Below are 18,833 nucleotides of genomic sequence, written 5' to 3'. Positions count from 1 at the left end.
TACATATTAAGTACATGTAATCCATTCCCTTAATTGATTTCCTGAATTAAATACTTTGTTCCATTAATCTCAAATTCGAACCCGACTTTATTTCCCATCAAATGAGAACCAAGCGGAGATTGAGGGGACAATGCAATAACATTGATACCATCAATTGCAATTTTAGGAAGTGCAACGCTTACGTACAAATAAATTCCGTTGGCTTTTACCAAACTGCCTGAAATAATATTTTCAGTAGTTTTTGAGGCATCTATTTTATCTAAAATCGCTTTTTGGGTTATTGCTTCTTTTAGTTTGTTGGTGAGTTTTTCCTGTTCGATATGCATCATCGACAAAGCGGTTTCGTGCTTATCGCCGGCAGAACCTTTGGCATCGTTTTTAGAATCTTCAGTCAATACCGAAATCATGTCCCTGAAAACATCAATTCGGTCCTGAACCATTTGCAGGTAATGAGAATGTATTTTTTGTTTGAAAGTCATAGGTTGTATGCCACAAAGGCGCTAAGTCGCAAAGATCGTAAAAAAAAGTTAGCTACGAATTCACGAATTTAGTTAAAATTAATTCGTGAATTCGTGGCTTAAAAAAACTTTGTCTTAGCGCCTTCGTGGCAAATATTCCTTAAAAATCGAATTTATAATTGGCACCTGCTAACACCTGAAATCCTTGTACAGGATAATTCAGCCATTTTTCGTACGCCTGATTTCCGATATTATTAAGCTTAAGAAAACAAGTCAGACGTTCGTTGTATTTGTATCCTAAATGTGCATTGGCATCAAAATAACTTTTTAGTTTCGTAATAACCGGATCTGTTCCTAAATCCAGATTCGATTGCATGTCTTTACGTTCTCCTACATAGAAAACGTTCAATCCTGCGTACCATTGTTTTGTGATATTTACATCTAGATTCGAACTTAATTTCATCGATGGTAAATTCCATGCTTCAATACCGTCATATTTGTAACTATTAAAAGTTCCGTTGATTCCGAAAGATACATTTCTTGAAAAATCAGCTTTTAATTCTCCATAAAAACGGAAGGTTCTTACGTCATCATAAACTACTCCAAAAGAGTTTCCGAAAGCATAATTCTGATTCGAAAAATCCTCTGTATAATCATTGCCTTTATATAACGCTTTATCTTTTTCATTCAGGTACGAACCGGTAAGATTATAATTGATATTGTTGGCCAATTTACCTTTTAAACCTGCAAAAACAGTATATTGATTATTCGTAGGTTTCATATTTAATGTTGGCGATAAAAACGGGTTATCGTTTACAAAATCAGCATAAGAGTTTTGCTCTAAACCACCATTTACTCCTGTGTAGAAAATCATTAAATCGCCTACTAATTTATACGAAGCATTTACTTTTGGATAAATATAAAACTTGTTTCCGCTGTTTTCAGAATCCAGCCCATAAAACAAACCAGCTCCTAATTCAAGTGTCCAGTCGTTTTCAAGAATTACAAAACTTGGTTCGATTCCAAAATTCGTCAAACTGTATTTTAGAGGTTGCGTATTATCTCTAGTATAATTATGTTCGAAAGATCCACTTACGTGATCCACAATAATATTAGTATTAATTGATTGATCCATTACTTCAACCTTGAAAGAAGGTTTTACATAAAAGCGATTCTCTGAAGAAGAAAAACTATCTGAAAAATGGGTAAACTTCGTAGAGATTTTACTAAAAACCCCTTCATTAAATTCGATATTTCCACCTAACGAAATGGTATTATAAGAATGATTCGGGTTAATACCTCTAATTAGATCATCACGGGTTTGTCCTGCCAAAGTCGAACCAAATTCAGCCGGTAAACCATACCAGTTGTACAATTGATTTTGGTAGCCCAAATCAATATTCCAGGACATGTCACGATTGTTTACTCCGTACCCTACATTTAATGCTGTATCATAAAACTCATCATTAAGATCTACACCTTTAATACCGCCTTGAGACGAATGGTGACGGAACATTCCGGCCACATAATCATTGTTTCCTAAATCCTGATTTATGAATAATTCAGCATTTAAAGTACCATAATTTCCAACTCCCAAAGTCGCATAATTATTAAACAATTTTTCTTTTTTAGATTTCTCAACACCTTCAGCTTTTCCTTTTGAAGGCGTAAATGTAGAAGCTACAGGAACTGACAAAATACTATATTTTATAGTTTCTTTAGGCTGATTTCCGGTGTCGTCAAGCGAAGGAGTTTCTTTTATTTTAAAAGCATCTGAAATCGTTGGCGAATACGGTTTTACCACGTTTACAGTTTCTGTTCCTATAGTTTCCTCTTTTTTAGTCTGAGAAAACGAAATCTGGACAACAAATAACACTAGTAAAATGATGATTTTATTATGGCAATTAATTTTCATATTTCTTTTATTTTGTAAAATGTATTCTGTGAAATGCAAAGTGTCTTACAGCTTACTTTTCACATTTTACAATTATCTAATTTTCTAATTAACAAATTCTCTAATTCTAAGCTTCCCAATCTCCTTTTGCTATAAACTGCGCTTTTCCGCCTATTTTAATATCAAACTGATTGTCAGTTACACTTCCGTTAAAATAAATCTCAGACGGACGACCGATATAATCTCCCTGATAATTAATCAATTCAAATTCAGGTTTGTGATATTTTAATAAAAAAGCCTGTAAACAAGTACTCGCGCTTCCCGTTGCTGCATCTTCTACCAATTGATTGTGTTCGATACACAACATTCTGCTAAATAATTTTGACCCTTCTAAATAATAAAAATATAAAGCCCTGTGGCTTGTTTTACAATTATTTTTAAGCCATTGTTCCATTTTATCTTTGTCTACGACTAAATTTTCCAACGCTCTTTTACTGCTTAATCCAACCATTACAAAGGCACTTCCGGTGGTTACTTCCTGAATAGGAAATTGATTTTCGAAATCATGATTTTTCAGATTACTAAAAACTGTAAAATCTTCTTTTGCAAAAATATCCCAAAATTTAGGCTGAGCTGCTTTTAACCAAATCAAACCTTCAGATTGATGAATTGAAATGGGTCCAATTGGAACATTTAATTTTATATGCTCCGGAGCATCATTAAATACTTTATTCATCAAAACCCATGAAGTCCCAATTATTGGATGTCCCGCAAATTGCATTTCCTGAGATGGGGTAAATATTTTTATCTCGGCTTTATTATTTTCTATATCAAGTTTGGTGATAAAAGTGCTTTCGGCGAAATTAATTTCGCGCGCAATTTGCTGCATTTCTGCTGAACTTAATTTTCCTGCATCCATAAAAACTGCCAATTGATTACCGGCATATTTTTTATCAGCAAAAACATCAACTATATAAAAAGGTAAACTCATATTTTTTTTATTGTGAAATGTAATTTGTGAAATGTAAAATGCCCTTGTGTTCACATTTTACATCTAACATTTAACTATTTATTGATCGACGAATTCGTTTTAGCTTCTTCTGCTTTTATCGCAGCCAACTCTTTTTTAGCTTCTTCGACAACATCCGGAAAATCGGTAAAATTGTTGATTACGTTATCTAAAATGTAAGTTGCCTGATAACTGTCTTTTAAACCGTAAAAGTTTTTTGCCATTAAGACCAAACTCTTCGCTCCGTAATATTTAAAAGCTGAATAGTTTTTTGCCAGTTTCTGAACTGAAACATTCGAAGCATCAAATTTGCCTTCTTTGGTTTTAAAGTACGCATCATAATACAATGCTTCTGCGGCCAATTCTCCTTTTGATGTTGCTGATAATTTTGCGTAAGCTGCTTTAGCTTTGTCTTCATCACCCGTTTGCATTGCTGCACGCGCCACGATGATCTGAGCATCCGCTTTTACATTTGCATCCGCTTTTACATTTTCGAGTACTTTGTCAGCATAAACGACTGCATTGTCATAATCCTTCTTGTCATAATAACACTTCATCAGGTTCGCCTGTGCAAAGCTTTTGTTTTGAGATGAATCAGATTCATTTTCTAATCTTGTCAGAACCGGAACCGATTGATCACAATCTTTTGCTTTTAGGAAGATCTGCGCTAATTTCATTAAAGATTTCTCTGTAAATTCGTTTCTTGGCTGATCGATTACGTATTGATAATTGGCAACTGATTTCGTTTCAGAGCCTTCAGCATAATACAATTGTCCCAAATAATAATTAGCTTCTAAAGAATGAAGTCCCGTTGAAAACTTAGTGATATAACCCACAAAACCAGTAATGGCCTGTTTGCTGTTGTTTTGGCTGTATTGTCTAAAAGCGGCATCATAAGTATCGTTGTCCAATTCTGCATCTGTAACGGCAACAAAGTCTAACGTACGAACCCATGTGGCATATTCATCTACTTTTCCTGAATCAACATAGATCAATCTTGCTGTCGAAACTGCTTCTAAAGCTTCCGGAGTTTTCGGGAATTCTGCAGCTACTTTTTTAAATTTAGCTAATGCCTGATCTTCACGATCTGAGTTATAATAAATCAATCCTTGTTTTAAAATTGATTTTGAAGTAAAGGCACCGTTTTTATATTCAGAAATTAACTGATCGTAGGTTTTTAGAGCCAGATCATTCTTTTTGTCTGCCACATAACTATTTCCTAATTCATATAAAGCATCATCACGGTATTCTGATTTTTTATACATCTGAAGGAAATTATTCAGCTCGCTAATTTTTTTATCATTTTTTGACATAAAACCAAAAGACATCGCTTTTTGGAACTGCGCATAATCAGCATCAACTCCTTTTCCTTCAATTGCTTTTGCGTAAGCTTCATTTGCTGCAGTATATTTTGAAGTAACAAAACGAGAATCTCCTAAACGCAAATACGAATCATTCAAACGAACTTTATCTGCTTTAGAATTGTCGATTTGCGCCTGAAAAGAATTTCCTGCCTGATCGTATTCTTTTAGTTTAAAATAAGTATATCCAATATTGTAATTGATGTTTTTATACTCGTCTGTCGTTTTTGCTGCGGCCTGCCCAACAAACTGTTTGTACGTCAATAATGCATTTTGAAAATCACCTGTCACGTATTCTGTCTCTGCTTTCCAGAAAGTGGCACGCGCTGTGAACTCAGGCGTTTTTTGTTCGCTGATGGCACTTTTGAACATTTTTCCCGCTTCCTGATAATTCGATTCATTATACAATTCTATACCTCTATAGAAAAGTACTTTCTGATACGCCGCTTTATTTTCTGCTGTTCTGTTTTTCTCTAATAAAGTCAAAGCTTCCTTGTAGTTTTTAGTCGAAATATAAGAATCCACCAATAATTTTTCTACTTCTGATTTACTTGAATTGTTTGGATATTTCTTTAAGAAATCAAGTAAAATTGCCGGAACAGTCTGATAAGCGTTTCCGATATCATAACTCACTTTAGCATAATTTAGAGCTGCATCTTCCTGAATTTGTGCATTAAAATCCATTTCAGAAGCATTTTTAAAAGCATTCAGGGCTTCTTGTTTTTTACCCGTATTCAAATAACTCAAACCTAAATGGTAATAGGCATTTTGAGCTACAAAATCTTTTCCTTCGATAATTTTATTGAATTGGGAAATTGCTTTCTCATAGTCTTTTTGCTCATAATACGCATAACCCAATTGATAGAAATCAGTATTACTCCATTTTCCTTTTTTACCAGCATATTGCTCTAAAAACGGAATCGCTTTATCGTATTGTTTGAGGTTGAAATAACTTTCTCCGATAATCTTGTTCAGTTCAGATTTTTCAAGCGCATTTGATTTCGCCATAGCTTTTTGTCCCAGATCAATGGCTTTCTGGAAATTCCCTAATTTGAAATTCATATCAGCCTGATAATACGAAAGCTTTTCTTTGTATTTTTCTTCCCCTGAAACTTCATCAAAATATTTGGTTGCTTCTTTATAATCGTCGCCTTCATAAGCCATAAATCCTAAATAATATTTGGCCTGAGAACCAAATTCAGGAGAATTAACGACTTTATTAAAATAAGTTGTTGCTTCCTTTTTCTTTTTGGCATTAAAATAACTGTATCCTTTCTGGAAATTGAATTTATCCGAATCAGATTTGCTCATGTAACTTTCGTCTACTTTATCAAACCATTGCAACGCTTTTGGATAATTTCCCTGTTCGAAGAAATACTGCGCCACTTCGATATACGCCTGATTTTGTTTGGTGCTTGTAGGATAATCGGTAACGAATTTTTCCATCAGCGCATCAGCGTTTGCTTTATTGGTTCTAATGGCGCAATTGGCGATATAATACGCACAATCTGACTGAACTTCTTCGGTTGTGGCATTATTTTTTACAGACTCAAAGATAAGTTGTGCCGAAGCATATTGTTTGTCATTGTATAAAGCCAGTGCTTTGTCAAAATCCTTTAAATCATAAGTATAAATAGCCGATTTTTGTGCCGAAACTATGGTCGAGATGAGGATAATTGGTAATAAAAAGAACCAGGAAAGTTTACGCATTTTAATTATATTTAGTATTCAAATGTATCATTTTATACCGTTTATAACGAAACGTTTTAAGCTTTTATTATAAACAAATATTTTAACAATGCTTATTTAGAAATTAAGCTGAAACCATATAAGTCATATAAGTAATTATAAGTTAGGAGCTTTAGCAACTTCTTTTCGATAGTAAATCATTAAGTTGCTACAAATAAAAATTTTAGCGTTACTAATCTAAAATGAACATATATCTCTTATATGGTTATAAAATTCATTTCGATATTTTATAAGAAATGATTCAAATTTATTTTGAATACAACCGTTATCTTATTACTTTTACCAATCAAATCAATTTATTATGTCACAAACCGTACTGTCTCTTAAAGAAGTCACTATATATCAGGAAGGAAGAAAAATTTTATCTCATATTAATTTAGATGTTAACCACGGCGAGTTTATCTACGTTATTGGAAAAACAGGTTCCGGAAAAAGTAGTTTTCTAAAAACATTGTACGGAGATTTGCCTTTAAGTGAAGGTGAAGGTCATATCGTTGAATTTGATTTGGCTACTTTAAAAGAAAATGATATTCCGTATTTGCGACGTAAAATCGGGATTGTATTTCAGGATTTCAAATTGCTTCCGGACCGTTCCGTAAAAGACAATATGCTTTTTGTATTGCGTGCTACTGGCTGGGTTGATAAAGAAGGAATGGAACGTAAAATTGATGAAGTTCTGGATAAAGTGGGCATGAAAGATTATACCAACAAAATGCCGCATCAGCTTTCCGGAGGAGAACAACAGCGTGTTGCTATTGCAAGAGCCTTGTTAAACGATCCTGAATTTATCCTGGCAGATGAACCAACCGGAAACCTTGATCCGCAAACAAGTTCTGAAGTTCTTGAAGTATTAAAAAAGATCAACGCAAACGGCAAAACGATTATCATGGCAACCCATGATTATGCTTTATTAATGAAATTCCCGTCTAAAACATTAAAATGTGAAGACGAAAGAATTTTTGAAGTAGTACAACGCAGCGTCTAATACTCTTGATTTTATTGCGATCTGATAACTTATGTTTTTCTGCTTGTTCAGCATTTAAGCAATAATTCGACGACTCAGTAATTGAAGTACAAAATCATGACTCTGACTCTGCTACCCTCATTTACCAAAATGAATGTGATGATTGATTTGCAAAAGCTGTTATTTGTGATCAAATGCCGGTAAATACCATTTGAATTTTACCGCCAATAATCGAACAGTAATTATGATAACTGAAGTTGTTAAGTATAAAATATCATTATCTAAATTCAGTTTTTTTAGCGCAAAAAATACGATACCGCCAAAAATACAGATCGTAGCATAAATTTCCCTTCTGAATATTGTTGGAATTTCGGTACACAAAATATCGCGTGTTACACCGCCAAAACAAGCTGTCATAGTTCCCAAGGCAATACAAATAACAGGATGCAAACCCTTTTCAAGTCCTTTTTCAAGACCTATTAAAGTAAAAACCCCAAGTCCGATAGTATCAAACAAAAACAAGGAAGTTCTTAATCTGTCAAACTTTTTTCTAAACAGAATTGCGAAGCCAAAACCTAAGATTATCACATAAACATATTGCAAATTCAGCATCCATCCTACCGGTGTTCTGCCTATTAAAACATCACGAAGCGTACCGCCACCAACGGCCGTAACAAAAGCAATAATAAAAACACCAAACGGATCCAGCTTTTTATGCATTGCCGTTAAAGCGCCTGACATTGCAAAAGCCATTGTACCGATAAGATCTAATAAATGAAACATGCTGTTTTTTTTAGGTGCAAAGGTACAGATACAAACATTCAAAAACCGAATTAATTATGTCGTTTTTGATCCTTTATTTTTATTTCTATTTGAGGGTTTATCTTATTAATCGTATCAATAAACCTAAGTTTATCTTTTGGCGAAATCAAAACTGTATCCAACTTATCATATACAATTTCGAGTCTGTCAAAAGAAAGCGCGGGTGAACTTATGATATTATAACTTTCGGAAACCTTCTTAATATCTTTAATTTCAATTGCCAAATTATAAAAGAAACCACATTTTATCAATACTTTATTATCCTTAATAGTGTAATAAGTAGTCAAAAATATATGAACTATAAAAGCGGATACCAAAAGTATAAAACCAAAACCAATCCAGCTTCGGTCATATATTAATCTTACCAGGATTAGTCCAAAGAGTAAAATTAAAAACAGGACAAACCAGAGATCCGTTTTAGATTTAAATTTTTCCATTTAGCCCTTATTTCTTTACGTAAATTGGACTTCTTTTTAATAAATACGTAATAGAATCCATCCAGCTGTCTTTTATATTCAGGAAAGGTTTACGGGTTTGAGAGTAAATTTTGGTTCCGTTTTTATACATGTCAAAATAAACCATGTAATTATAGTAAGTCTGATTACTGGCCGTTGTTGTCGAAATATCGCTCGTTTTTACCTTTTTGTTATTGTCACTTACTTTAGCATTTCCGCTGTTGTAAGTCGAAGCCGTAGAACCTTCAGTAATAGTAAACGAAACTTTAGCAGCAATAACATTATCAACTCCCAGGATTTTCTGAAGATCCTCAATTGGCGTTTCATCGATATTTTTATAATCGATTCCCGCTTTATGCAACAGGCTGTTGGTCACTCTTAAGTCCTGAACCGTAAGCGGAAAAAGGTTTGCAGATTTGTCTAACAGTTTATTATAAAGGTCATTTTGAGCAAATTTCGCCATCTCCTCAGAACTCTCCATAGTACCGGAATTCACGTAAGGAACCGGCAGAACGGCAATTGTATTGGGTTTCATTTCTGCAGCAGCAATTACCTGACCTGTATTATCTGATGTTGCAGTTCCTGCAGAGACATCAAAAGTTTGCGAACGACCGCTGGCAAAATCAATTCTGGCAATTTGAGATACATCAAGCGCGATTTGCATTGTTTCTCCCGGCAAAGAATATTCAACCGTTTTGTCAGACATTTTAGCAATCGTACATTCAATGATCTGATAATCTCTTTTAATTATTTTATCCAGCTTTTTTCCGCCCTGAGCGAAAGTAAAAACAGAAACGAACAGTAGTACTATTACGGTAATAACTTTTGTGAAGTTCATGGTATTTAAGTTAAAATTTTCCTACTCTTTGGCTTTTCGGATTCGCCTTTTTATAAAAAATACGCTCTAAATTTGTAAAATAAGCGCATACTCAAAGTTACGAAATTCTAAATAAACACTCATTAAAAACCGAATTAATTACATATTCTGCGTATAGAAATTGTAATCTTTCAAAATAACCCTCAGGAAATCACTGTTGTTACCTGATTGGTTTTTAATTCCTGTTACACTTTCAATCTTAGCCACCAATTTATAAATGACTTCATGATCATGTCTTGCCTCGGCATTTTGAAATGTTTCTTTAATAATTCGCATATCATTATCAGATAATTTAATCACCAAAGGATAAGTAGGTACATAAGAATCTCCTATTTCTTCAAGAATTGTATGACTGATATTGATTTTATTTTTTAAAGTTATAACGGCAGTTCCCGCAACCATATCGCCTAATCTTTGCGCTTTTTTACTCGAAACAACACTTACCACTGCCACTATTCCATACAAAAGTGTAATGTCTACCAGCCTGAAAAACCAGCGCATTAAATAATCTCCAAATCCTGCCTGATAACCGTCTATTTTTACGACTTTTATTTTGACTAATTTTTTCCCGATGGTTTGCCCTTCAAAAATGCTTTCTAAGGTTAAGGAATAAATAAAAAACGGGAAATAAAGGATCAAAACGATCGAAAACTTCGACCAATTATCTAAGGTCTGGAATAATTTATCGAAATTTAACCAATAAAAAAACACAAGGGAAATCACCGTGACATAGGCAACTTTGATACCCAGATCTATAAAATAAGATCCGATACGTTCGCCCGGCGAAGCGGCAATAAAATTTATTCTAACATTTTGTGTTGTATTAATAGATAATTCTGACATATTTTATATTTTAGCCTGCAATGAGAGAAGTCGCCTTCATAAAACAAAATAAAGAAAAATGGCTGGAGTTTGAACTCGCTATTTTTGGTAAAGCTAAAAAAAATCCTGATGAGTTAGCTAATTTGTACATTCAAATGATGAATGATTTATCTTACGCCCAAACGTATTACCCAAAAAGTAAGACAGTCGTGTATTTAAATCATCTTGCTTCGCAGATTTATCAAAAAATTTACAAAACCAAGCGAACTGAAAAAAACAGATTTTTAGAATTCTTTAAAACTGAAGTGCCTCTACTCCTCTATCAGTACAGGAGATATTTGCTGTATGCCTTTATCTTGTTTTTTGCCACAGTTGCGATGGGAGTTGTTTCGGCCAGATACGATCAAAATTTTGTCCGTTTGATCTTAGGAGACAATTACGTTAACATGACGCTGGATAATATAAAAAAGGGAAATCCAATGGCTGTTTACGGATCCGGAAGTAACTGGGGAAGTTTTATCGGTATTACAATGAACAATCTTTATGTAGGCGCAAGATGTTACATTTACGGGATTTTTGGCGGTTTGGGAACTTTTTATATTTTCCTTCAAAATGCATTGATGCTAGGATCTTTTCAGTACTTTTTTTATGAGCAGGGCGTTTTCTGGAAAAGTGTCCGTGGTATCTGGATTCACGGTTCGATGGAAATTTTTGCGATTGTAATCGAAACTGCCGCAGGATTTATTTTAGGAGCTTCAATACTATTTCCTAAAACATTCTCTAGAATCAACTCATTCAAAATAGGATTTAAAAACAGTTTTAAAATATTTCTGAGTACATTTCCTTTTACCATAAGTGCCGGATTTCTTGAAGGTTTTATTACCCGATATTCTATCGACATGCCCAACTGGTTAAGTAGTTTTATCATCTTATTTACACTGGGAATAATTTCATTTTATTATTTAGTTTATCCTTTCATTGTTCACAAAAAAACAACCTCATTATAATGTTTGAACTTTCCAAAAAACGACAACTCGGCGACTATATAGTAGACTCTTTTACTTTTTTTAAATTTTTTGGAAAACATTTTTTCAGGATTTTTTTCCTGATCAATACCGGTATGCTGCTGGTAACAGGTGCGTTAATGTATTGGTTCCTGAAAATTAATTTCAAGTTTTTGTTCGATAATAAGCTAAAAGACGCACAAGGAGATTATCTTCTCAATTATTTCAACAACAGCTATCCACTTCTAATTGGTATAGTAGTACTTTTTGTTCTTATACTGGTCATCGTATCACTATTCAACTCCTCTTATCCTATTTTATATTTAAAACTGATTGCCGAAAAAAATACAAATGACTTCACGTCAAAAGAGATTTTATCCGGTTTTAAACAGAATATCTGGAAAATGCTAAAGTTCAGTATTGGCATGCTGTTTATCGTATTTCCAATCTTATTTGTGACTATTTTTTTATTGTTTTTTCTGTGCCTTGTTTTAATTGGCTTCCCGTTATTAGTAATTGCGATTCCTGCTATATTTGCTTTTATAAACTTTAGTTTTTATAGTTATCTTACTCAGGAAAAAAGCTTTTTCCAGTCTTTAAATCACGCTTACATTTTACTGAAAAAAGATTTCTGGTCGATAATAGGCGCCACCTTTATAGTCATGGTCATAATACAGATGATACAGGGATCTATCACTTTATTCTTTTATTTTATCGGTATCTTTATATTTCTGGGTTCCGTACTGGTAAATCCTGACTTCGATGTAAAACCAATTGAGGGCTCGCCACTATTACTGTTTACGATAACGGCAATATTTGTTATACTACTTGCAATAAGCACTATTTTTAATAACATATTAGTAATTAATCAAGGGATTATTTATTATAGTTTAGATACCGAAAACAAAACTTCAGCTACTGATATTGATTTAATTGGAACCCATAATGAATAGAATTCTCCTTATCCTGACTTTTCTTTTCTTCTGGGGCAACAGCAATGCTCAGGATTCTTTGAATACGGCTGAGCCTCCAAAAATAAGCTCCATTAAATACACTGAAAAAGACATTCAGATTGATTCAAGTACTGTAGAGGCCAAAACATTTTCTAGAAATTTCAGGAAAAAATATACCGGCTCTGACTTTGTTTATGAATACAAAGCTCCTGAAAAGGGTTTATGGCAGCGTTTTACAGAATGGCTTGCTAAAATCTATAGAAGTATTTTTAAGGAACAAAGTGCCGAAACCTCCATCAATTATGTGGGGATTTTTCTAAAAACAATCGCAGTTCTCATCATCATTTTTGTGATTTATTTAATTGCAAAAGCCATTATCAATAAAGAAGGACAATGGATTTTTGGCAAAAACTCTAATAAAAGAAATATCTATTACTCTGATATTGAGAAAAACATTCATCTTCTGGATTTTGACAAACTCATCAAAGAAAGCCTTCAATCCGGAGAAAAAAGAGTCGTTATACGCTATTATTATCTTTGGTTATTAAAGGTTATGGCACAAAATCATTATATCGAATGGGATATCGAAAAAACAAATTCTGATTATTTATACGAGCTTCAAAAACCAATTCACAAAGAAGAATTTACTTACCTGTCTTATTTATACAATTATATCTGGTATGGTGAATTCGAAATCGATGAAACCTCATTTATAAAAGCCGAAAGCCGATTTAAGAATGCTATAAAAACCTTTAGTAATGGATAAAAGTATCAAAATATACATTGCTGTTCTGGTTTTAATTTTAGCCTTAATTTTAATAACAGACCGTGACCAGCCAAAACCTGTTGACTGGCGCCCAACCTATGCTGTCAATGACAAGATTCCGTACGGATTATATGTTTTTGATAAAGAAATCAATGGCTTTTTTAAAAATCATAAAGTAGAACGAATTGCAACGCAGACACCGTATGAGTTTTTAGATGCCAACTATGATGACAATAGTGAAGAAGAAGATTATAAAATCAAAGGAACCTTCATCAACATATCAGAATCAAATACAATCGACGATCAGTCTATTAAGGAGATTTTCTATTTTGTATCACACGGAAACAGTGCTTTTTTGAGCATGAGGGCATTTCCTAAACTTTTATTAGACAGTTTAAAAATCGAAGTAATTTCGCCATTGCAGCCAACAGGATCTACTTTGGTCTGGCTGGCAAACAAAAAACTGACAACAAAAAAATATAGTTTCGCGCAAAACATCGAAGATTATTTTTCTAAAATTGATACTTTAAACACCACCGTTTTAGGTTATCAAAGCAATAAATTAAAACAAAAGCACATCAATTATATAAAAGTACCCTATAAAAACGGCTATTTTTATCTGCACACACAGCCTGTCGCTTTTACCAATTTTAATTTACTGAAATCAGATCATTACCGATATGCAGAAAGTGTTTTATCTTACCTGCCAAAAGGCGATGTTTTCTGGTATACAAAAGGACAAAACAATGAAAGCATTTCCGGTTCGCCATTACGTTATATCTTAAGTCAGCCGGCACTAAAATGGGCATGGTACCTCTTTTTAATCGGAATGTTGATTTTTATTGTTTTTAATGCCAAACGAAAACAGCGCATTGTTCCGATACTGAAACCTTTACCAAACTCAACAATTGATTTTACAAAAACAATAGGAAATTTATATTATCAGGAAGGCGATCATAAAAATATTATCGATAAAAAAATCATTTACTTTTTAGAAAAAATCAGGCTTGAATATCTGATTGACACTACAAAACTGGACGATACTTTTATTAAAAAATTACATCATAAAACAGGAAAAAGCGAAACTGACATCCAAGAACTTGTATTTTTGATCAACGAACATCGAAATAGCTATCACGGAAGTCTTGAAGAAGATTTAATTAGAATAAATAATGCAATAGAAAAGATTATACATTAGATAAAAAAATATTTGCCACAGATTAAAGGATTAAAATGATATTTAAATCTGTGAGAATCATTCTAATCTGTTGCAAAAAAGACATAATTAATAGAGAATTAAATAAAAATATTTGCCACAGATTAAAGAATTACACAGATTAGAAAAAATTAATAAATTTTAATAAAATCATTTTAATCCTTTAATCTGTGGTAAAAAAACAACCCGAAAACATACCAATATGGACGATATCAATACAACAGAAAACGAAATCACAAACGAAAATGTGAATTTTGAAACCAGACTAAACTTAGGTCCGCTTCTGGATCACGTAACCAATATCAAAAAAGAACTCGAAACGGTTATTGTAGGACAGCACAAAATGATCGATCAGCTTTTGGTTGCGATCTTGGCAAATGGTCACGTTTTGCTGGAAGGCGTTCCCGGAGTTGCCAAAACAATTACAGCTAAACTATTGTCTAAAACCCTGAATATTGGTTTTAGCCGAATTCAGTTTACACCGGATCTAATGCCATCGGACATTTTAGGAACTTCGATTTTTAATCTGAAAAATTCAGAGTTTGAATTTAAAAAAGGACCTATTTTCTCTAACCTGATTTTAATTGATGAGATCAATCGTGCTCCCGCCAAAACACAGGCAGCACTTTTTGAAGTTATGGAAGAACGCCAGATCACAATTGACGGAGCTGCTTATCAGCTCGAAACGCCATTTTTGGTTATTGCAACACAAAACCCAATTGAGCAGGAAGGAACTTATCGTTTGCCGGAAGCACAATTAGACCGTTTTTTATTCAAAATCACAATTGATTATCCAAAACTAAACGAAGAAATCCTGATCATACAAAGAGAACATGTATTGCAGGATCAAGGAAAACTTGAAACTATAAAAACCATACTTTCCGGAGCCGAAATCAAAGAATATCAGGCTTTGGTAAAACAAATCAGGGTAGAACAAAATTTATTAGAATACATTGCCCGAATTGTGGTAAACACGCGCGAAAATGCCTTCTTGTATTTAGGAGCTTCGCCTCGTGCTTCAATCGCTATTCTAAATGCTTCCAAAGGTTTTGCAGCCATTCGCGGACGTGATTTTGTTACGCCCGAAGATATCAAAGAAGCAGCAATTCCGGTTTTGCAGCATCGTGTTATCGTAGCACCGGAACGTGAAATGGAGGGAATTAGCAGCTCTGAAATTATCAGGCAAATTATTGAAACGGTAGAGATTCCGAGATAGTTTTCAGTGGCAGTGGCAATTTTCAGACTTTATGCTTAATAACAAACTTTTTTAAATGAAATTTTCTACATTATTCCTTCTGTCTCTTCTTTGTATTTCCTTGGTAAGTTTTACACCAATGAATACAAAACAGGCAAACAATACAAATACATCAATCTACTTTTTAACTGACAAACAACAACTTGAAACATTACTGAGAAAAACGTATGAATGGGTGGAAACCAAAAACTCAAATAATGATTTTGATGTTGTTGAAAATAAAAAAGGAGACAAATACATTGGTTTGAATTTACAAGCACACAACAAAAGACTGGAAGAACTAAAAAAAACGAACTTTTTTGCACAGGAATTCCTGGACAATTATAATAAGATTGGACTGAAAATTGGCGATAATCTTAAAACTAAAAAAATGGAATATCTTGTTGGTGATTTACCTCCGTATGGCAATGATGCCAATATGTGGTGTGATTGTCAGGACAGCCCGGAACAATATTGGAAAACGATGAAGATAAACATCATAAAAATAGAGAATAACAAAGCTAGCTTAAACTGGACATGGACGGAATGGAAGGATAAAGCTAAATATAACGTAAAAGCAGTCAAAGAAAACGGCATCTGGAAAATCGCTTATTTAGAAGGCTTTGATTACAACAGCCTCACTAAAATATAGGAATTAAAAAATTAAACTTTAAATATTCTTAAAATTGAAATTCATAAAAAGCCTTTACCTCAATAACTTCTTCTTCTATGTGCTTCTAGGCATCATTGGATTGTTTGTTTGCGCTTTTATTTTTCCAAATTTATACAATGCCGTTTGGTTTGTTGTTTTGGTTTTGGTCACTTTCTTAGGGATTGATATTTTACTTTTATACATAACAAAAACCGGAATAGAAGCAGAAAGGATAACACCGGAAAAACTTTCTAACGGTGATCTGAATCCTGTAAAAATCCAAATAAAAAATCACTACACGTTTAAGATTTCAGTTAAGATCATAGACGAGATTCCGTTTCAGTTTCAGGTACGCGATTTCAAAATTGTAAAAACAATCAAAGCTTCTGAACAAAAAGAAATTGGATATGATTTGCGTCCCACAGAACGTGGCGAATATTATTTTGGCTATCTCAATATTTATGCTTCTTCTCCTTTAAAATTAATTTCTAAGCGATATTCGTTCGATAAGGATAAAATGGTTCCCGCTTATCCGTCTTACATTCAGCTGAGAAAATACGATTTATTGGCTTTCTCGAATAATCTGTATCAATACGGAATCAAGAAAATTCGCCGAATTGGCCATACGATGGAATTCGAGCAAATTAAAGAATACGTACAAGGCGACGATCTTAGAACCTTAAACTGGAAAGCCACGGCAAAGAAAAATGCTTTGATGGTCAACCAGTTTCAGGACGAAAAATCACAATCTGTTTATATGGCGATTGATAAAGGCCGTGTCATGCAAATGCCTTTTGACGGATTGAGTTTACTCGATTATGCTATTAATTCGACCTTAGTTTTAGCGAATGTAATTCTGAAAAAACAAGACAAAGCCGGAATTTTTGCGTTCTCTAAAAAAGTAGAGAACAGAGTTTTTGCGGAGAAAAGATCCTCGCAGATGCAAAAAATCCTGGAAACCTTATACAATATCAAAACTGATTTTTTCGAAAGTGATTACAGCCGTTTGTATGTTGACATCAAGAAAAACATCAATCAGAGAAGCTTGATTATTTTGTATACTAATTTTGAAACCATGGACGGTTTAAATCGTCAGTTACCTTATTTAAAGGGAATTGCTAAAAACCATTTATTAGTGGTCGTTTTCTTTAGTAATACAGAACTAAATGCCATTATCAATAAAAAAACCGACACCATTCAGGAAGTTTATGATAAAGTAATTGCCGAAAAATTCATGTTCGAAAAACGTTTAATCGCTAATGAATTGAAGAAATACGGAATACATTCGGTTTTAACACAGCCCGAAAACCTGACTTTAGATGCGATTAATAAATATCTGGAGATTAAAGCAAGAGGGATTTTGTAATTTTTATGTTGTATTAATTTATAGTTACATTACGTTATCACGTAAAAATTGATTAATTAAATTAAGTAGTTTTGAAACAAAATTCAAACGAATCAATGTAATTTCAAATTAATAAAAAATGAAAAAATCAATCCTAATTCTGTTCATTTTATTAAGCTATAAATCATTGGCACAAAAAACCGAAAACATTATCATTATTACCACAGACGGTTTTAGATGGCAGGAAGTTTTTAAAGGAATTGATCCTGCAATTGCCAACGACAAAAAATTCAATCAGGGCGATAGTACTTATATTTACAAAAAATACTCAAGTTCAGACTTCAAGGAATCCCGCAAAAAAATAATGCCTTTTTTATGGTCAGAAATTGTTTCGAAAGGTCAGATTTATGGCAATCGAGATTTAGGGAATAAGGTAGATGTTTCGAATCCGTATTGGTTCAGTTATCCCGGATACAGCGAAATCATGACCGGAAATGTAGATGTTGCCGTTAATTCTAATAGTTATAAAGCAAATCCAAATGTCAATGTTTTGGAATTTCTAAACCAGCAGCCTAAACTAAAAGGCAAAGTAAATGCTTTTGGTGCCTGGGATGCTTTTGACCGAATCTTAAACGAAGAAAGAAGTGGTTTTCCTGTAATATCTGCTTTTGATAATGTGGGAGGAAATAAACCAACAGCCACTCAAAAACTGCTAAACGAAATGAGCAACAATTCGTTTAAACCTTTTCATGAAGATGAATGTCTGGATGTTTTCACGCATTATCAGGCTTTAGATGAACTAAAAACCAAGAAACCAAAAGTACTTTATATTGCCTACGGAGAAACTGACGAATGGGCACACTCCGGACATTACAGATCCTATCTTGACGCTGCCAATCAGGTAGACAAATGGATTGCAGCAATTTGGGATTTTGTACAAAATGATCCTCAATACAAAAACAAAACAACTTTATTGATTACTGTTGATCATGGCCGCGGAGATAAAACAAAAACACAATGGACAGATCATGGCGCCGATGTTCCGGGTGCATCTGAAATTTGGTTTGCCGCAATTGGACCAGAAATTGCACCTAAAGGCGAAATCAAAACAGCATCGCAATTGTATCAAAAACAAATCGCACAAACCATTGCCAAAATTATGGGATACACGTTTACAACATCACATCCTGTTGCCAATGAATTTACAGAACTATTTCAGGAATAATAAATTAAACAAAAAATAACAACCAAC

17 protein-coding genes are annotated in these 18,833 nt (G+C 33.5%); 9 read left to right on the top strand and 8 right to left on the bottom strand.

What is annotated here, in order from left to right; genetic code table 11:
• Nucleotides 1-29: 29 nt before the first annotated feature.
• From B0A67_RS15385 to B0A67_RS15370, 4 genes are all read right to left on the bottom strand, one after another.
• Nucleotides 30-479, bottom strand: a complete 450-nt coding sequence (locus tag B0A67_RS15385) for a hypothetical protein (protein WP_072956503.1) — start codon at nucleotides 477-479, stop codon at nucleotides 30-32.
• A gap of 139 nt (nucleotides 480-618) precedes the next feature.
• Entirely contained in the window at nucleotides 619-2,373 is a 1,755-nt protein-coding gene (locus B0A67_RS15380) for a TonB-dependent receptor (protein ID WP_072956506.1), read from the bottom strand.
• Between the two features lie 106 nt (nucleotides 2,374-2,479).
• Nucleotides 2,480-3,343, bottom strand: a complete 864-nt coding sequence (locus tag B0A67_RS15375) for a PhzF family phenazine biosynthesis protein (RefSeq protein WP_072956509.1) — start codon at nucleotides 3,341-3,343, stop codon at nucleotides 2,480-2,482.
• 74 nt (nucleotides 3,344-3,417) lie between these two features.
• On the bottom strand, nucleotides 3,418-6,432 hold the full coding sequence (locus B0A67_RS15370; protein ID WP_072956511.1) for a tetratricopeptide repeat protein: 3,015 nt from the start codon (nucleotides 6,430-6,432) through the stop codon (nucleotides 3,418-3,420).
• A gap of 340 nt (nucleotides 6,433-6,772) precedes the next feature.
• On the opposite strand from B0A67_RS15370, the gene B0A67_RS15365 reads away from it, so the two are divergent.
• Complete coding sequence (locus B0A67_RS15365) at nucleotides 6,773-7,456, top strand: cell division ATP-binding protein FtsE (protein ID WP_072956515.1); 684 nt, start codon at nucleotides 6,773-6,775, stop codon at nucleotides 7,454-7,456.
• Between the two features lie 159 nt (nucleotides 7,457-7,615).
• Here B0A67_RS15365 and B0A67_RS15360 read toward each other — a convergent pair whose 3' ends face one another.
• The 4 genes from B0A67_RS15360 to B0A67_RS15345 form a co-directional block, all read right to left on the bottom strand.
• Complete coding sequence (locus B0A67_RS15360; protein ID WP_072956518.1) at nucleotides 7,616-8,218, bottom strand: trimeric intracellular cation channel family protein; 603 nt, start codon at nucleotides 8,216-8,218, stop codon at nucleotides 7,616-7,618.
• Nucleotides 8,219-8,268: 50 nt separating this feature from the next.
• Nucleotides 8,269-8,694, bottom strand: a complete 426-nt coding sequence (locus tag B0A67_RS15355; RefSeq protein WP_072956538.1) for a PH domain-containing protein — start codon at nucleotides 8,692-8,694, stop codon at nucleotides 8,269-8,271.
• Between the two features lie 7 nt (nucleotides 8,695-8,701).
• Nucleotides 8,702-9,550, bottom strand: a complete 849-nt coding sequence (locus B0A67_RS15350) for a hypothetical protein (RefSeq protein ID WP_072956541.1) — start codon at nucleotides 9,548-9,550, stop codon at nucleotides 8,702-8,704.
• 138 nt (nucleotides 9,551-9,688) lie between these two features.
• Nucleotides 9,689-10,432 carry an RDD family protein gene (locus tag B0A67_RS15345; protein WP_072956544.1) on the bottom strand — a complete coding sequence of 248 codons (744 nt, stop codon included), beginning with the start codon at nucleotides 10,430-10,432 and terminating at the stop codon, nucleotides 9,689-9,691.
• A 20-nt stretch (nucleotides 10,433-10,452) separates the two neighbouring features.
• Between B0A67_RS15345 and B0A67_RS15340 the strand changes: the two genes are divergently transcribed.
• From B0A67_RS15340 to B0A67_RS15305, 8 genes are all read left to right on the top strand, one after another.
• Nucleotides 10,453-11,418 carry a stage II sporulation protein M gene (locus tag B0A67_RS15340; RefSeq protein WP_072956548.1) on the top strand — a complete coding sequence of 322 codons (966 nt, stop codon included), beginning with the start codon at nucleotides 10,453-10,455 and terminating at the stop codon, nucleotides 11,416-11,418.
• Nucleotides 11,418-12,368 carry a hypothetical protein gene (locus B0A67_RS15335; protein WP_072956550.1) on the top strand — a complete coding sequence of 317 codons (951 nt, stop codon included), beginning with the start codon at nucleotides 11,418-11,420 and terminating at the stop codon, nucleotides 12,366-12,368. The genes B0A67_RS15340 and B0A67_RS15335 overlap by 1 nt, the downstream gene beginning before the upstream one ends.
• Complete coding sequence (locus B0A67_RS15330) at nucleotides 12,361-13,134, top strand: DUF4129 domain-containing protein (protein WP_072956553.1); 774 nt, start codon at nucleotides 12,361-12,363, stop codon at nucleotides 13,132-13,134. Before B0A67_RS15335 ends, B0A67_RS15330 begins: the two co-directional genes overlap by 8 nt.
• A complete protein-coding gene (locus B0A67_RS15325; protein ID WP_072956556.1) occupies nucleotides 13,127-14,332 on the top strand; it encodes a DUF4350 domain-containing protein in 1,206 nt (401 codons plus the stop codon). Before B0A67_RS15330 ends, B0A67_RS15325 begins: the two co-directional genes overlap by 8 nt.
• A 220-nt stretch (nucleotides 14,333-14,552) precedes the next feature.
• The gene (locus tag B0A67_RS15320) at nucleotides 14,553-15,566 is read left to right on the top strand and encodes an AAA family ATPase (protein ID WP_072956559.1); all 1,014 of its coding nucleotides are present in this window, start codon (nucleotides 14,553-14,555) and stop codon (nucleotides 15,564-15,566) included.
• Between the two features lie 55 nt (nucleotides 15,567-15,621).
• Nucleotides 15,622-16,236: a hypothetical protein gene (locus B0A67_RS15315; RefSeq protein ID WP_072956561.1), complete on the top strand. Its 615-nt coding sequence runs from the start codon at nucleotides 15,622-15,624 to the stop codon at nucleotides 16,234-16,236.
• 34 nt (nucleotides 16,237-16,270) lie between these two features.
• Complete coding sequence (locus B0A67_RS15310) at nucleotides 16,271-17,602, top strand: DUF58 domain-containing protein (protein ID WP_072956564.1); 1,332 nt, start codon at nucleotides 16,271-16,273, stop codon at nucleotides 17,600-17,602.
• Nucleotides 17,603-17,720: 118 nt separating this feature from the next.
• Nucleotides 17,721-18,806 carry a phosphoglyceromutase gene (locus tag B0A67_RS15305; protein ID WP_072956567.1) on the top strand — a complete coding sequence of 362 codons (1,086 nt, stop codon included), beginning with the start codon at nucleotides 17,721-17,723 and terminating at the stop codon, nucleotides 18,804-18,806.
• The last annotated feature ends 27 nt before the right edge of the window (nucleotides 18,807-18,833 follow it).

The organism is Flavobacterium aquidurense, assembly GCF_002217195.1.
GTDB lineage: Bacteria > Bacteroidota > Bacteroidia > Flavobacteriales > Flavobacteriaceae > Flavobacterium > Flavobacterium frigidimaris.
Note: the sequence above shows the minus strand (reverse complement) of the source record. Positions and strands in the feature narration are given on the sequence as shown.

Bases quoted from the DNA above. Each gene is read 5' to 3' on its own strand.
- B0A67_RS15370 (WP_072956511.1), bottom strand. From the start codon at position 6,432: ATGCGTAAACTTTCCTGGTTCTTTTTATTACCAATTATCCTCATCTCG.
- B0A67_RS15340 (WP_072956548.1), top strand. From the start codon at position 10,453: ATGAGAGAAGTCGCCTTCATAAAACAAAATAAAGAAAAATGGCTGGAG.
- B0A67_RS15320 (WP_072956559.1), top strand. From the start codon at position 14,553: ATGGACGATATCAATACAACAGAAAACGAAATCACAAACGAAAATGTG.
- B0A67_RS15385 (WP_072956503.1), bottom strand. From the start codon at position 479: ATGACTTTCAAACAAAAAATACATTCTCATTACCTGCAAATGGTTCAG.
- B0A67_RS15380 (WP_072956506.1), bottom strand. From the start codon at position 2,373: ATGAAAATTAATTGCCATAATAAAATCATCATTTTACTAGTGTTATTT.
- B0A67_RS15365 (WP_072956515.1), top strand. From the start codon at position 6,773: ATGTCACAAACCGTACTGTCTCTTAAAGAAGTCACTATATATCAGGAA.
- B0A67_RS15335 (WP_072956550.1), top strand. From the start codon at position 11,418: ATGTTTGAACTTTCCAAAAAACGACAACTCGGCGACTATATAGTAGAC.
- B0A67_RS15375 (WP_072956509.1), bottom strand. From the start codon at position 3,343: ATGAGTTTACCTTTTTATATAGTTGATGTTTTTGCTGATAAAAAATAT.
- B0A67_RS15350 (WP_072956541.1), bottom strand. From the start codon at position 9,550: ATGAACTTCACAAAAGTTATTACCGTAATAGTACTACTGTTCGTTTCT.
- B0A67_RS15345 (WP_072956544.1), bottom strand. From the start codon at position 10,432: ATGTCAGAATTATCTATTAATACAACACAAAATGTTAGAATAAATTTT.
- B0A67_RS15325 (WP_072956556.1), top strand. From the start codon at position 13,127: ATGGATAAAAGTATCAAAATATACATTGCTGTTCTGGTTTTAATTTTA.
- B0A67_RS15305 (WP_072956567.1), top strand. From the start codon at position 17,721: ATGAAAAAATCAATCCTAATTCTGTTCATTTTATTAAGCTATAAATCA.
- B0A67_RS15355 (WP_072956538.1), bottom strand. From the start codon at position 8,694: ATGGAAAAATTTAAATCTAAAACGGATCTCTGGTTTGTCCTGTTTTTA.
- B0A67_RS15360 (WP_072956518.1), bottom strand. From the start codon at position 8,218: ATGTTTCATTTATTAGATCTTATCGGTACAATGGCTTTTGCAATGTCA.
- B0A67_RS15330 (WP_072956553.1), top strand. From the start codon at position 12,361: ATGAATAGAATTCTCCTTATCCTGACTTTTCTTTTCTTCTGGGGCAAC.
- B0A67_RS15315 (WP_072956561.1), top strand. From the start codon at position 15,622: ATGAAATTTTCTACATTATTCCTTCTGTCTCTTCTTTGTATTTCCTTG.